A 14,410-nucleotide genomic window follows, 5' to 3' on the forward strand; every position below is an offset into this window, starting at 1 on the left:
ATAGTAGCCAGTTTATAATCGTAGAAGGAGTGCACCTGGATGCCCATTTGCGTTATCAGCTTTTTCTGTTGCGCTAACGCGTCCATTTTTCTCGACTCGGAAATATAATGCGTAAGCGGTTTCTGGCAATACACATTTTTATTCATCTCCATGGCTCTCAACGCAACCGGCGCATGTGCATGGTCGGGAGTTGAAACCACTACAGCGTCTATCCCATTGCCTATGCTTTTGAACATTTCCCTGTAATCGGAAAAGGTTTTTGCGTTGGGATAGCTGGCTTTTACCGCATTGAGCTTGGTCGCATCAACATCGCATAATGCCACGATCTCTACCGACTTATGAGACGCAATGTCTTTCAGATCATTTAATCCCATAGCACCCAGGCCAACCTGCGCAACCCGTAGTTTTTTGTTGGAGGCAGGTATTGAAAACGGAATCATGAAAGCCAGCGTTCCGGCAGACGTGTTTTTTATAAAATCTCTTCTTTTCATTGTGCTTGTTTATTTATTGTTTTTTTCGGGCGGCTATAAAAATAGGAAACAATTTTGTTATGCCGGTTTTAAAATCTCTTCTGCGCCCAGGGAGAAGGGTGAGGAGGGAGAAGAAGTGAATGAGTGGATAGTGAGTAGTGAGTAGTGAATAGTGAGTAGTGAATAGTGAATGGGTGAATAGTGAGTAGTGATAGTGAATGGGTGAATTTGCCATTGCTTCACTCTTTTGGCCTGGTCCGACCGGGGTAACTCCGGCCTGAACGACTCAGCCGGGCGGGTGGGTTTCCGCTTCTCACAGCAACACACAGATTTAATTTGCATGCAGTATCTTCACCTCTCAACGCCGCCGGAGCAAAACGGGCGGATAATATTTTTAAATTGAAGCAATACGGATGGCATCAGGAATATTTGCACTGCTTGATGATATTGCCACATTAATGGATGATGTGGCTGTGATGAGTAAAGTGGCTGCCAAAAAAACTGCCGGTATTTTGGGAGATGACCTGGCCGTGAATGCTGAAAAGGCATCGGGATTTGTTTCAGACCGTGAGATCCCCGTATTATGGGCCATCACCAAAGGATCATTTTTAAACAAGCTCATTATCCTTCCTTTTGCTTTTCTGCTCAGCGCTTTTCTTCCTGCAGCCGTTACCGTTATCCTGGTGCTCGGAGGACTGTATCTTGCTTATGAGGGTGCAGAGAAAATTTACGAATACATTGTACCGCACAGGCATGCTAAAGCGGTTGCACCGGCGGAAAATCTTACGAAGGAACAAATATTACGGATAGAAAAAGAAAAAGTGAGATCTGCCATTGTTACGGATTTTATCCTCTCCGTGGAAATTGTCATCATCGCCCTGGGTACGGTGGTGGGAACCCCAATTGCTTCCCAGGTTATAGTGGTTTCACTGATCGCGGTACTTGCCACGGTGGGTGTGTACGGGATAGTAGCCCTTATTGTGCGAATGGATGAATTGGGGTATAAGCTTATTGCGCTCAACAAAAAGGACAACAGCTTTTCCGACAGGATCGGGAAAATATTGGTGGCGGCGCTCCCCAAAATCATCAGGAGCATGAGCGTAATAGGCACAGTGGCTTTGGTGCTGGTTTCGGGCGGTATTTTTGTGCACAATATTGATTTTTTTCACCACCTGTTCCCGGCGCTCCCCGCTTTTGTACAGGAGCTTGTAGCAGGACTGGTGATTGGCTTTATCGTTTTTGCTGTTATAAGTTTTGGGAAACGGATTTTTAAAAAGAGAGTAAAGCAAACGACAAAATAAGTCCGGCACGCGGGGACAGGTGCCGGGGCAATTGGCTTTGTCCGGTTTTGCTGCTATAGTTCAACTTTATTACTACCGCTTGTCATTCCGATGCAAGAGGAATCTATCTTCGCCTGGATCTTACAGAGACTTCGTTCCTCAGCATGGTTGAGTGTTTCGTGCAGACACGAGAAACAGCAGACTAATTCAACAAATGGCAGGTAGTTAGTGCGATCTGATACATCTCCGCATTCAGGGTCACAGCTCATGGATCTGCAAAATTTACCTCACCTCTCACAATAAATTAACGCACTCTATCCACCTATTAGAAGAGAGAACAGAAGCTCCTTCAGCATTAAGAGAGAGCAGTTTTTAATAGTTTAGTCTATTTTGCGGATTCAGCAAGGTGCTGCATCTGCAGGCGGTTGTCCTATACCTAATCCTTAACTAAACGCATTGCCCAAGTGATAGAACGTTTATAAGCACATGCGTTATTCCATATTTTTTTGCTACATTTATTTTCATACGCTACATGTAAGCCACAATCAATTATGAATATCTTCTGTCTGTTTTTAATTGGCATCACTTTTTCATTACCCGCTCCTGCACAGGACAGCATCCCGGTAGTAACAAAAGGAAAACTGGCTGCTGAGATCAATAACGAAACGTCCGGGCTTGCCGCTTCATCCGTAAATAAAGGGATGCTTTATATTCATAACGACAGCGGAGATACGAGCAGGTTCTTCTTAATTAGTGCAGATGGAACGCTAAAAGCTATTTATACATTCAAAGCCAACCCGCTTATAAAGCATGGGGTAGCCGATTGTGAAGATATGGCGGTGAGTACGGGACCCAAAGGGGAAAGTTATGTTTATATAGGAGACATCGGCGACAACAATGCCAAAAGAAAACACATCATCATTTACCGGGTAAAAGAGCCGAAGCTTAAACATTCGGCAGATGCGTTTTCAGGAACCGTAAAGGTAGACGCGTTGTATCTGAAATACCCCGATGGGCCACGCGATGCGGAAACCCTGATGGTTGATCCCGTGGAGAAATTGTTCTATATCGTTTCAAAGCGGGAAGATTCGGTAAGCGTATATACTGCACCGTTACTGTTCAAAAGAAATGATACGGTAATGCTCGTTAAAAAGGCCACTTTGTTTTTTGAGGGCGGTAACAACGGCAAGTGGATCTCCGGAGGAAATATTTCCAAAGACGGAAGCCGGGTGCTTCTGAAGAACTACCTTAATGTGTTTTACTGGAAGCGTAAAGACAAAGAACCTTTGTGGCAACTGCTGAAGATGGTGCCCCGCAAAATGCCTTATAAAGTAGAACAACAGGGTGAGGCGATTGATTTTGCAGCGGAAGGAAACGGTTACTATACGATCAGTGAAGGAGTGCACCCTGAAGTGTACTATTATGAAATAGAGTAGTTGCATGAAGGTTACCTCCGTATGAAAAGTATTTTTTTATTTTTTACCTGCGTGCTATTTACCGTTACCGGCCTGGCGCAAAGACCGGCTCAGAACCCGATGTCCCCCAAACGCTATACGCCAAAAAAACTGGGATATAAGCTGGTATGGAAAGATGAGTTTAAGGGGAACAGGCTTGATCCCGGAAAGTGGGCGGTGCGTGGCGTGGGTGCAAGGGCCATTGCCTATGTATCGGAGGAAGCGGTTAAGGTGGAAGACGGGTATCTCAAATTATATGCTTTGAAAAAGGGCGATAGCCTATTGGGAAGCGCCGTTGGCACCCAGGGCCTGTTTATGAGTAAGTACGGGTACTACGAATGCCGGGCGAAGCTGCAAAAATCGGCCGGAATATGGGCGGCATTCTGGATCCAGTCTACGGAAATTTCGAAAGGGGAAGATCCGGCAGTATTTGGTGCAGAGATTGATATTTTAGAGTTCTTCAAAAAATTGGGGACCGATATCGTTTCGCATAATGTGCATTGGGCTTACGGGCCCAACCAACGCACTACCCGGGGCATGCAGAGTTATCTGAAAGGAGTGAGTGAAGGCTTTCATACTTTTGCGCTGGAGTGGACGCCGGAGAAATACATATTTTATGTAGACGGGTATAAATTTTATGAGGTAACACAGGGCATATCACATATTGAGGAATACCTGATACTGAGCATGGAATATCCTTCTACCCGCGAAGAAATAAAGAACACGGTATTTCCTGATGTTTTTATCGTTGATTACGTAAAAGTGTACCGGAAGAAAGAGCGGTAGCTATGGGCTGCGGGCTATCGGCTTTCAGCCTTTGGTTATTTCTGATTTGTTGATTTCTGATTTTTTAGTTCATCGTGTATCCCTTCGGATTTTGGATTTTATCCGCCACGGCGAACAGGTTTGGTTCTTGTTATTCAGCTTTCGATGCTTTCGTCAATGCAGGAACAAGCCTGTACCCTGCCCTGATTCACATCTTCACTACTCACCACTCACTACTCACCACTCACCACTCACCCCTTCACCACCCTTCCTATTTCCCGGATCTTGTTTTATCTTTGAAATTACATTCCAAAGGATCTTTCGCTGATCAATAAAACAGACAGGCCTTTTCTTTTATTTTTTAAAAGATACCTATGCACAGTTTGGCTCGTCAGATCAAAAAGAAAGGTGGCTTCCCGTTAACCGGAAGCATACTGATCGGGATCGTGCTGCTTGCACAAAGCTGCAGCACAACAAAAGTGATCAGCCAATACGACTGCGATACTTTTTCCAACAATACTGTATACAAAAGAACAACCTGGAGCTATGCATGGGGCCTGGTGCAACCAAAGGACATCAATCCCGGCTGTGATCCGAGGTTCAATCACCTCAATAAAGTAGTGGTAAAAACCAACCTGGGCTTTGCTGTTCTTTCCACCGTTACGCTTGGAATAGTTCTCCCGCAGCAGGTAGAGTGGTGTTGTGCGCCGTACAGTCCCCCAACGGATTCATTGGGAAGCCGGCCCTGATCATATTTTGAAATCTTTTGCAATGTCCAACTATATGGTATTACCCGACGGTGTGGAAAAATTAAATATCACCGATTGGGAGAACGGTCACCAGAATTTTACCCACCGGTTTAAAAAAGGAGCATCTTTTAAGTTGAGGATCCCGTTTGGGCCGGCAACGCCTTCGGAGCAGTACAGGCAAACCACTTCCAATTTTCAGTGGCTGATCGGGTATGCCATCAAGAATGATATTGCATTGCGGGCCATGGGAAACGGCTGGTCGTTTTCGGATGTTGCGGTTTGCAACGGGGGAGTGGTGGATACCAAAGCGCTGCGGCTATCGTTCCGGATCCCCCGCAAATTTATTGCGGATGGTTATATCAATACCGGGAAAGGCACTGACGATCTTTTTCTTGCACAATGCGGGATGAGCATTCTTGACCTGAATGAAAAGCTGGAAAAAGATGCCAGCCCCAAACGGTCTATTAAAGCATCCGGAGCCAGCAACGGGCAATCCATAGCAGGAGCCACGGCTACCGGTACACATGGGTCGGCATTCAGGGTTGGAGCTGTACATGACGCTATAGTGGGGATCCACCTTGTTGTATCTCCAACGCATCATGTTTGGCTGGAAAGGGCATCTTACCCGGTGGTGTCAGATGAATTTATCGAATGGATGGGCGCCGGTGTGATACGGAACGACGATATGTTTAATGCGGCAGTGGTAAGCTTTGGGAGCTTCGGATTTATTCACAGCGTGATGATTGAAACCGATCCTGTTTATTTGCTGGCCGAACAACGCGCCGATCAGGTAAAATATGATGATGATCTTATTAAAGCAATAGATCATCTGGATTTTTCGGGGATTGCATTAAAGCTTCCCTATCCTCCCGATGGGCCGGATAAAGAGCTGTATCATTTTGAAGTGATCATTAACCCGCACAAATTCGCCAAGAACAACAAAGAAAAAGGCGTATATCTCAAAACAATGTATAAAATGCCATATGCGCCCGGTTATCCCAAGAGAGTGAGGGATGATCATGGGTTTCAGTATGGCGACAATACGCTCGGCGTAATAGAAACGATCATTGACGGGCTCCCTGCCGGTCTGTCGGCGGCCCTGGTACCGGCCCTGGTAAATGTTATGTTCCCGCTTGCCTTTAAATCGGCCGTTGATGCATTTGGAACGATCGGTGAAACTTTCAGTAATACCAAGTTCAGGGGCAAAGCCATCAGCGCCGCTATAGCCATTGCAGCCGAAAATGTGAGCAGGGTGGTCGATGAGGTTATCTTTATCAACGGGCAGTCACCGTTTCCGGGCGGGCTTGCCTTGCGTTACGTAAAAGGAACAAAAGCCCTGCTGGGCTTTACAAAATTCGAAAAGACCTGCATACTGGAGCTCGATGGCGTGGAATCGGAAGCAGCCCGAAATTTTTACCAAAGGCTTTGGGAAAGGCTGGAATTCAAAAGTATTCCTTACACCCTGCACTGGGGAAAAATGAACTTTAACCTCAATCCGCAACGTGTACGGAAAATGTACGGCGATGCGGCCATTGATACCTGGATCAACTGCCGCCACAGCCTGCTGGGAGCGGCAGAACAAAAAGTTTTTAATAATGCGTTTTTGCACAGGTGCGGATTGGATGGTTAATGTTAAGTACTGCACAAAAAAAGACTCCGGGTTGAACCGGAGTCTCCGATGTTTCCTTTTTTCCTACGCTGGCATTATCCAGATCAGGTATGAGAGTGTATTCTCAGGTACTGTTTTACGAGACCACCTCTTTCCGGAAACTTCTACTTATATGGTATAAATAATTGTGCCAGAATATGCGCTCCGTTCCTGCTGCCGAAAAGCTTATCATTGTGTAATATCTTCCACGATCGGTGTAGTTGATACGCCCCCGAACCCCGGTCACAGCCGGGAAAACGTTAGAAAATAAAAAACGGACTGACATGTATTCATCAGCCCGTTTGTTTTTATATGTTCGTTTAAATCTTACTTGTTATTGAATATGGTATAAAATACACTGATCTGTATGGTGCTGTTTTTATAATCCGGGTTTACACCTCCGCCAAAATCAATATCGCCTACTTTGGAAAGTCCTGCTATATAACGCGCACCTATACCCAGTCCCATTGAGCTATGGTAACCGATACCTGCGGCGAGCGCTACATCAAGATTTTTTACATCCGTATTAACGCCGCTGATCTTATCGCTAACCTTTAATCCAAACTGGGGGCCTGCTTCCACATATAATCCACCTCCAGGGCTTTGAAGTTTTACCATAACGGGAAGGGTTGCATAGGTTGCTTTAAAGTTCTCTTCCTGGGAGGCCTTTTTGAGCTTTGCTCCCTGCGAGGAAACCAGTAGTTCCGGTTGAATAGAAAAAACAGGTCCGAATTTTAAATTTACAAACGCTCCCGCATGAAATCCTACTATTGTATTGGTTTTTACATCCTGGTAATCATCGCCGCGGAAGTTGCTGATATTGGTACCTGCTTTAAGACCTAACTGAAAATTTTGGGAGAAAGCCGGTGCACTGAATAGTGCTACTGCCAGTGATAGTGTTAAGTATTTCATATCGTTAAATTGTTTACCTTTTTTCTTCAATTATATTGCCAATAATTTATTATGAAATGTTATTTGTTACAAACTGTTACCGGTGTGCAATTTCAGGTTGAAGCACCGGAACCCGGGGCCAATGTAGTCATTCAGTGCGGCAGGCTGTGTATGTTGTAGAAAATATTACACGCAAGTGCAAAATGGAAGGCGTAAAAAAATACGGTACGGTTTTTTAGACTTCTACTTTCTCAACGTTGTTCAGATAAGTAAGCAGGCCGGCCTTCCGGTAATGTGTTTAAACGTCTTATTGCACAACATCATTAATCATCTTAAAAAAATAAAATTATGATCAGCACTGAAAACAATGTGGCCGTATTGAATGATCTGATCCAGATCAATAACGACCGTATAGAAGGTTACGAAAAAGCTGCCAGGCAAACAGAAGTTATTGACGCCGATCTGCGTTCCCTTTTTACACGAATGGCCGATGAAAGCAGGGAATATGTTTCGGAGCTCAGGAATTATGTTCATCAAAGCGGGCAGGGAGCTACCGATTCAACAACGGTAAGCGGAAAAATTTACCGGGCATGGATGGATGTTAAGGCAACCTTTGGTGGCAAAGCCAGGAGATCCATACTCGAATCCTGCGAATACGGAGAAGATGCGGCTCAGAAAGCCTATCAAACGGCGCTTGATAATGCACCGGATGATGAACTGTCGCCCGATGTGGTGCAGCTCATTTCTGAACAAAAGGCTAAGCTCAGAAGATCGCATGATGAAATTAAAAGATTGCGCGACAACCAGTCTGCCTGATCATTTAAATAATGAATGGTCTTTCTTTGGCCGAAAGGGAGTTCCTGATGGAAAAATGACAGGAATTTTGGGATGATTAAAAAGCCGGAATGGCAAGGTGATGTTGCTGTTCCGGCATTTTAAAAATGAAATTGAACAAAATTCACCGGAATTATAGCTTCAGGTGTTGCTGGTATATCGCTGCACTGTTGACAGTAATTCGTCTATTTCAAAAGGCTTTGAGAGGTAACCATCCGCTTTGCAATTTAGGCTGAGTTCCTTAATATTGGCGTTGGCAGAAATAATAACCACAGGTATATGCCTGGTTTGAGTATTGTTTTTTAACTGCCTGCAGATATCTGATCCATCTACGCCCGACATCCAGAGGTCAATCAACAACAGGTCGGGATCTTTTTCAGAAATGTGCTTTAAGTTTTCCACACTGGCTGAAGTATGTATCGTGTATCCTTTAAACTCCAGCACCATCCTCATCGAATCAAGGATATCCCTGTCGTCGTCGAGAATGAAAATTTTTTTTCCTGTCATTTGTTTTGGTCTTTATTTACAGGAAGACTGAAGTAAAATGTGGATCCTTTCATAGGTTCGCTTTCGAACCATATTTTACCCGATTGTTTTTTTATAATTTCAGCGGATATATATAAACCCAATCCCAATCCCGGGAAGGTATCAAACTTTTCACCCTCTACCCTGTAAAACCGGCTGAAGATACGGGATTGTTTGCTTTTATCTATACCAATGCCAAAGTCCTTTACGGCGCACACTACGGAGTCGTTGTGCATGGTAACTTTTATTATTACCTTATTGGATTTGGGCGAATATTTAATGGCGTTGGTAATGAAATTGGTCAATACCTGCCCTGTTCTTTCCCTGTCGCCGGTAAGCAGGCAATTGGAAAATATTTCTGTTACCAGGGTATGGCCGGTAGAAATGCGTTGAAGCTCTTCAACTGTTTCGTTTACCAGGTCGGTAAATGAAAATATCTCTTTTTTGAAAGACAGCTTGCCTTCATCCAGCCGCGTAATATCGAGCAGGTCGCTTATGAGTGTATTTAATTTGGTGATCTGCATATCCATACGGCGCATAATGGCAGACGAAGACTCATCCCCGGCAGTTGAGAACTTCATTTCCAGCAATTGTGCGAAGGCTTTCAATGAGGTTACCGGTGTTTTGAGCTCATGACTTACGATGCTCATGAATTCATCTTTTTTTTGCGATAATTTCTTGTTATCCGTAATATCCGTACAGGATCCTATATATCCTTCAAAACTTCCATCTTCGTTATAATTGGGAAGACCGGAATTGAGAAACCAGCGATAGTTGTCATTTTTATCTTTCAGGCGGAATTCCATTACGAAAGGTATTTTCTTCGGTTTCGTATCAAAGAAAGCGCCTGTTGTAAGTTCCTTTTCGGCAGGATACACTGCATTCAGCCACCCGTTACCCAGTGCAATTTCAGGCGTTTGGCCCGTATAGTCGTACCATTGTTTATTAAGATAAGTACAATTGCCGTTGTTATCGGCCATCCAGATAATAACAGGAATGGTGTTCGACAAATTGCGGAAGCGGTTTTCACTTTCAATCAGGCGGGTCTCCATTTTTTTAGCTTCTGTAATATCAATGCTTACTGCGGTGAGAAATTTAACATTATCGGTTCCCTTTATCAACGATACGATATTATTTACCCAAACTACCGTGCCATCGGGTTTGAGATAGCGCTTTTCCATCGAAAAGCTTTTCTCTTCTTCCACGCAGCGCTTCAATAAAAGCATATTTTGCTGCCTGTCGTCCGGGTGTGTTACATCCTCAATGCGCATTTCCGGAAGAGATGCCTCAGAACGGCCTACAAGGCGGCAATACTGGTCATTTACGGCAATGAATTTACCGGTGATATCGGTTTGTGCAATTCCGGCTCCCAACTGGTTGATGATGTTGCCGAATCTTTCTTCACTTAACCGGAGCGCCTCGTGGATCTTTGTATTTTCTGTTATATCCAGTAATAAATTGATAGCGCCGGTTATTTCGGCCTCATCGTTCAAAACGGGCTGGGGATAAGGCAATACATGGCGGCGGTTGCCATCGGGACGTTCAATAATGATTTCAAAAGGTTCAACCCTGCCAAGTTTTAATGCAATGGCCATGGGGCATTTATCCAAAGGAAGCAACTCGCCATTGGTCTGGAACATTTTCCATGACCCGCACCATAATTCAGTACCCACCTTAGGCTCCCGCCCCCAAAGTTCCACAGCGGCCTGGTTGTACAGTACAATCCTTCCTTCTTTATCGCAGGTATAAAGCGCAACAGAAATGCTTTGTATCAGCCGGCGGTAACGCAGCTCGCTTGCTTCTATTTTTTTCCGGGCAGTTACATGCTCGGTAATATCATAGGCAGCTACCATTATCCCCGATATACTTCCATCTTCCCGGCGGAGCGCTTCAATCACCAGCTTTACAAAAATAGTATCCGGGTTCCCGTTCCGCAGCAACTCTACTTCTATTTCCTCAATCACCATTCTTCTGCCGGTTTTGAATACGCTGCTGAAAATAACCTCAAATCCCTGGTTCCTTACTCCAGGCATAGCTTCAAACAGAGGCTTATGGATGAGTTGTTCCTTTGGTCTGCCTACGATCCGGAGGGCCATTTCATTAATGATCTCAATAATAAAATCGGGACCGTGCATCACAGCTATGGCTACCGGGGCCTGTTCAAACAAGTTGTTTAGCTGGTGCTCTATATGTTTCCTCGTTTGGGCGATCCTGATCTGCGCACGCACTCTTGCCAGCAGTTCCCTGGCCGAAAAGGGTTTCACCAGATAATCGTCAGCGCCGGTTTCGTATCCCTCTATTCTTGATTCTTCACCGGCTCTTGCTGTAATGAGCACCACAGGGATATGTTCTGTTTTCCTGTTTTGCTTTATTTCTTCTGTGAGCTTAATGCCATCCATGACCGGCATCATAACATCGCTCAAAACAAGCAGGGGGTTTTCGGTTTTAATGGTATGTAAAGCTTCCAGCCCGTTGCCGGCGGTAAAAATGCGGTATTTCTTTTCGAGCAGGCTTTGAAGATATTGCCGCATGTCGGCATTGTCATCAACGATCAGTATGCACGGGGCATCGCTGCTTTTATCTTTATCACCGGCTGCCCCTCTTGTTTTGGGTTTGATGTTTCCCGGTGGGGCAAATAAGTCTTTTGTATAGGAATCCGAAACGACCTCTTCAATCTCTTCGTTGCCGGTATTGATCTGAGAAAGGGGCAGGTGTGCTTTGCCGTAAGGTATGGCAACCCTGAAAGTGCTTCCCCGGCCTTCTGCGCTTTCCACGCTGATAGTACCGCCATGAAGACGAACCAGCTCCTGGGTAAGCGACAGCCCGATGCCCGTGCCTTCGTGTGTTCTGCCGGCAACCTGCTGCACACGGTGGAAACGCTCAAACATATGCGGCAGCTCTTTTTCAGGAATACCCACTCCCGTGTCCTGTACTTCCATGATAACCCCGTCATGTTGAGCGTATATGGAAACCGTAATTTTTCCTTTTAATGTATATTTGAAAGCATTCGACAACAGGTTAAAAACAATTTTCTCCCACATCTGCTTATCTGCGTACACCGGTTCTGTTATGGGCTGTGCCTTTACTTCCAGTTCCAATCCCACCTTTTCAATAGTAGAACGGAAATTGCCTGCCAGGTTAGCAGTGAACGATACAATGTTTATCGGGGAATAGCGGGCCGTCATGCGCCCCGATTCGATACGGCTGAAATCAAGAAGCGTATTTACCAGCTTAAGCAATCGCATGGCATTGCGGTGTGTGGTTTCAATGCTTTGTCTTTCGCTGTTGCTTAGCCTGTTTCCCGGGGTGTTGATCAGCTCCTCCAGCGGACCCAGCGTAAGGGTAAGCGGGGTGCGGAACTCATGGCTGATATTGGAAAAGAAAACGGTTTTTGCCTTATCAAGCTCTTCAAGTGCGCCGGTTCGTTTTCGTTCTGTTTCAAAAATGCGGCTGTTGTTGATTCCGGATCCTATCTGGTCGGCAATAAGCTTAAAAAAACTTTGATATTTGTCGGTAAGCATACGGTAAGGATTGATGCCTACCTTTAGAATGGCATAAGGGATCTTTTGCTGGTTATGTGCCACAGGCAATACCAAAGCCTTACGGATTGCACTATCCCATACACCTGTAGGCAAATTCCCGAACCTTTCGGTCAAATCATCGGATATTACCGGTACGTTGCCGAGTACCACATCGGCCAACCCGTGAAACCGGCCCGCATGTTTATCAAGATCAATTTCGTAAGGGAAAAATTTTTCCAGATCCTCCGATGTTTTATCCGCCAGTGAAAGCTTCTTTCCGTCACAGCTCACCTCATAAATAAGCGCAAAAGGAAAATCTTTCGGGTTCTGTCTGATCACCTCAATGCTTTTTTGATATACTTCCAGGTCTCCCGTAAGATTTAAAATCTTTTTGCCAAGATTGGTGAGCGTTTGCAGGTGCCTTTCCCCGATAACAGCATCTGTGGTTTCTGTAACAGCACAAAAAACGCCTTCTACTTTGCCATTTTCTCCGTGAACAGGACTGTATGAAAAGGTAAAATAACATTCTTCCGTAAAGCCATTCCTGCGAAGCAGCAACAGTTGATTATCGGACCAGGTTGCTTTTCCTGTTTCAGGCACACTCTCCAGCATGGGACCGATAATATGCCATATCTCCGGCCAAACTTCTTTCGCTGTTGCACCCAGGGCATGCGGGTGCTTTGCACTGAGTATAATGCTGTATGCATCGTTGTAAATTTTTACCAGGTCTTTTCCCCACCAAAGCACCATTGGAAACCTGGAGTTAAGGCATAGGTTAACAGCGGTACGCAGGCTTTGCGGCCATTTTTCAAATGAACCTAAAGACGTATTGCTCCAGTCAAAATCCCGGATACGCTCACCCATCTCGCTGTTCCCGGAAATGAAATACGTTTTGTCTGTTGTGAATTGTGCTGCTGACATAAGTTCAGGAAGCTTATCCAATTAAATCATAGTAATGGTCATACCATGTTAAGTTAAGGCTTTATTTATTTTAAAAGGGTATAAAAATGAAGCTTATCCATTTATAATTTCTCCCCCGTTGGGATGAAGGAACTGGCCCGAAATATAGCCGGAGTCGGAACAGGCCAGGAATAAATAGGAAGGTGCTATCTCAACCGGCTGCCCGGCCCTTTCCATAGGGGCGTTGCTGCCGTGCTGCGCTACTTTTTTACTTTTAAAGCTTGATGCTATAAGCGGTGTCCATACAGGGCCCGGCGCCACACCATTTACCCTGATGCCTTTTTTGATAAGATTGGCCGACAGGCTCCGGGTAAAAGAAACGATGGCGCCTTTTGTAGCAGCATAGTCCATTAAAGAAGGGCTGCCGCGATAAGCCGTAACGGATGCCGAGTTAATGATGCAACTGCCTTTTTTCATGTGTGGCAGGCAGGCTTTGGTGATCCAGAACATAGAAAACACATTGGTTTCAAAAGTTTTAAGCATTTCACGGGTGCTTATTTTTTTCAGCGATTTATTTTCAAAATGCAATCCTGCATTGTTAACAAGAATGTCTATATGCCCCAATGCCGCGATCGTTTTCTTAACCACTTCTTTACAATGCTTTTCTTTTGCAATATCGCCCGCGATAAGAAGGCACTGCTTATGATATTGCTGTTCAATAATGTCTTTTGTTTCATTAGCGTCTTTTTTTTCGCTGAGATAACTGATCGCTATATCGGCTCCTTCTTTGGCGAACAAAATGGCTACTGCCTTGCCAATACCGCTGTCTCCCCCGGTTATTAAGGCCACTTTATTGTGGAGCTTATTGCTTCCTTTTTGCGCGGGATGATCGAATACGGGCTGGGGCCGCATTTTTTGCTCCGAGCCGGGCCTTTCCTGCTTCTGCGGCTTTCTGATCTGCTTTTTTATTATAGTGGTTGGCATGGTTATGAATTTTGAAAATAAAGGATATTGCTCACGCAGCTAACCTGCATCAGCATGCGCTTACCATTTCTCCAACCTGGCGATCACAGCCTTCATATTGATCCCTTTTCCCAGAACCGGCTTAAACAGGTCGCCTTCCTGCTTTACTCTTGCCAGGGCATTGTGTATGGTAAAGTCGTGCATGCTCAATCCTTTTTTTACTTCCTCCCAGTGCAGGGGCATAGAAACCGTTGCACCGGGCTTTGGGCGCAGCGAATAAGCCGTGGCAAGGGTAGCCTGGGGACGGTTTTGCAAAAAGTCGAGATAAATTTTTCCTTTGCGTTTTGAAGTAGCCCTTTCTATGCTGGTAAACCCCGGTAATTGTTCGTGAACGAATGTTACGATCATCC

General features: G+C 45.1%; 12 protein-coding genes. 6 read left to right on the top strand and 6 right to left on the bottom strand.

All coding sequences use genetic code 11. The features are described 5' to 3' along the window. Nucleotides 1-491 (bottom strand): Gfo/Idh/MocA family protein (locus PLH26_RS13645; protein ID WP_324586583.1); only part of this gene is annotated, 491 nt, incomplete at its 3' end. Nucleotides 492-883: 392 nt separating this feature from the next. Here PLH26_RS13645 and PLH26_RS13650 point away from each other — a divergent pair. The 5 genes from PLH26_RS13650 to PLH26_RS13670 all read left to right on the top strand — a co-directional run bounded on the left by PLH26_RS13650 (nt 884) and on the right by PLH26_RS13670 (nt 6,348). Next, nucleotides 884-1,771 (top strand): DUF808 domain-containing protein, encoded by an 888-nt coding sequence (locus PLH26_RS13650; protein WP_324586584.1) that lies wholly within the window; start codon nt 884-886, stop codon nt 1,769-1,771. Nucleotides 1,772-2,301: 530 nt separating this feature from the next. Further along, on the top strand, nt 2,302-3,186 hold the full coding sequence (locus tag PLH26_RS13655; protein ID WP_324586585.1) for a hypothetical protein: 885 nt from the start codon (nt 2,302-2,304) through the stop codon (nt 3,184-3,186). Nucleotides 3,187-3,207: 21 nt separating this feature from the next. Then, complete coding sequence (locus PLH26_RS13660; RefSeq protein WP_324586586.1) at nt 3,208-3,990, top strand: glycoside hydrolase family 16 protein; 783 nt, start codon at nt 3,208-3,210, stop codon at nt 3,988-3,990. A 353-nt stretch (nt 3,991-4,343) separates the two neighbouring features. Beyond that, nucleotides 4,344-4,718, top strand: coding sequence for a hypothetical protein (locus PLH26_RS13665; RefSeq protein ID WP_324586587.1), 375 nt, complete (start codon nt 4,344-4,346; stop codon nt 4,716-4,718). A 22-nt stretch (nt 4,719-4,740) separates the two neighbouring features. Continuing rightward, nucleotides 4,741-6,348: an FAD-linked oxidase gene (locus PLH26_RS13670; protein ID WP_324586588.1), complete on the top strand. Its 1,608-nt coding sequence runs from the start codon at nt 4,741-4,743 to the stop codon at nt 6,346-6,348. Nucleotides 6,349-6,693: 345 nt separating this feature from the next. Here the strand turns inward: PLH26_RS13670 and PLH26_RS13675 are convergent, their stop codons facing one another. Further along, a complete protein-coding gene (locus PLH26_RS13675; protein ID WP_324586589.1) occupies nt 6,694-7,278 on the bottom strand; it encodes a porin family protein in 585 nt (194 codons plus the stop codon). Nucleotides 7,279-7,605: 327 nt separating this feature from the next. On the opposite strand from PLH26_RS13675, the gene PLH26_RS13680 reads away from it, so the two are divergent. Beyond that, entirely contained in the window at nt 7,606-8,073 is a 468-nt protein-coding gene (locus PLH26_RS13680) for a PA2169 family four-helix-bundle protein (RefSeq protein ID WP_324586590.1), read from the top strand. A gap of 159 nt (nt 8,074-8,232) precedes the next feature. On the opposite strand, the gene PLH26_RS13685 is transcribed toward PLH26_RS13680, so the two are convergent. From PLH26_RS13685 to ligD, 4 genes are all read right to left on the bottom strand, one after another. Then, the gene (locus tag PLH26_RS13685) at nt 8,233-8,598 is read right to left on the bottom strand and encodes a response regulator (protein WP_324586591.1); all 366 of its coding nucleotides are present in this window, start codon (nt 8,596-8,598) and stop codon (nt 8,233-8,235) included. Continuing rightward, a complete protein-coding gene (locus tag PLH26_RS13690) occupies nt 8,595-13,058 on the bottom strand; it encodes a PAS domain S-box protein (RefSeq protein ID WP_324586592.1) in 4,464 nt (1,487 codons plus the stop codon). The genes PLH26_RS13685 and PLH26_RS13690 overlap by 4 nt, the downstream gene beginning before the upstream one ends. A gap of 93 nt (nt 13,059-13,151) precedes the next feature. Next, the gene (locus PLH26_RS13695; RefSeq protein ID WP_324586593.1) at nt 13,152-14,021 is read right to left on the bottom strand and encodes an SDR family oxidoreductase; all 870 of its coding nucleotides are present in this window, start codon (nt 14,019-14,021) and stop codon (nt 13,152-13,154) included. Nucleotides 14,022-14,081: 60 nt separating this feature from the next. Further along, on the bottom strand, nt 14,082-14,410 hold a 329-nt coding region (gene ligD, locus PLH26_RS13700; RefSeq protein ID WP_502876390.1), incomplete at its 5' end, for a non-homologous end-joining DNA ligase LigD.

The sequence above is a fragment of the Agriterribacter sp. genome (genome assembly GCF_035444585.1).
Lineage (GTDB): Bacteria > Bacteroidota > Bacteroidia > Chitinophagales > Chitinophagaceae > Agriterribacter.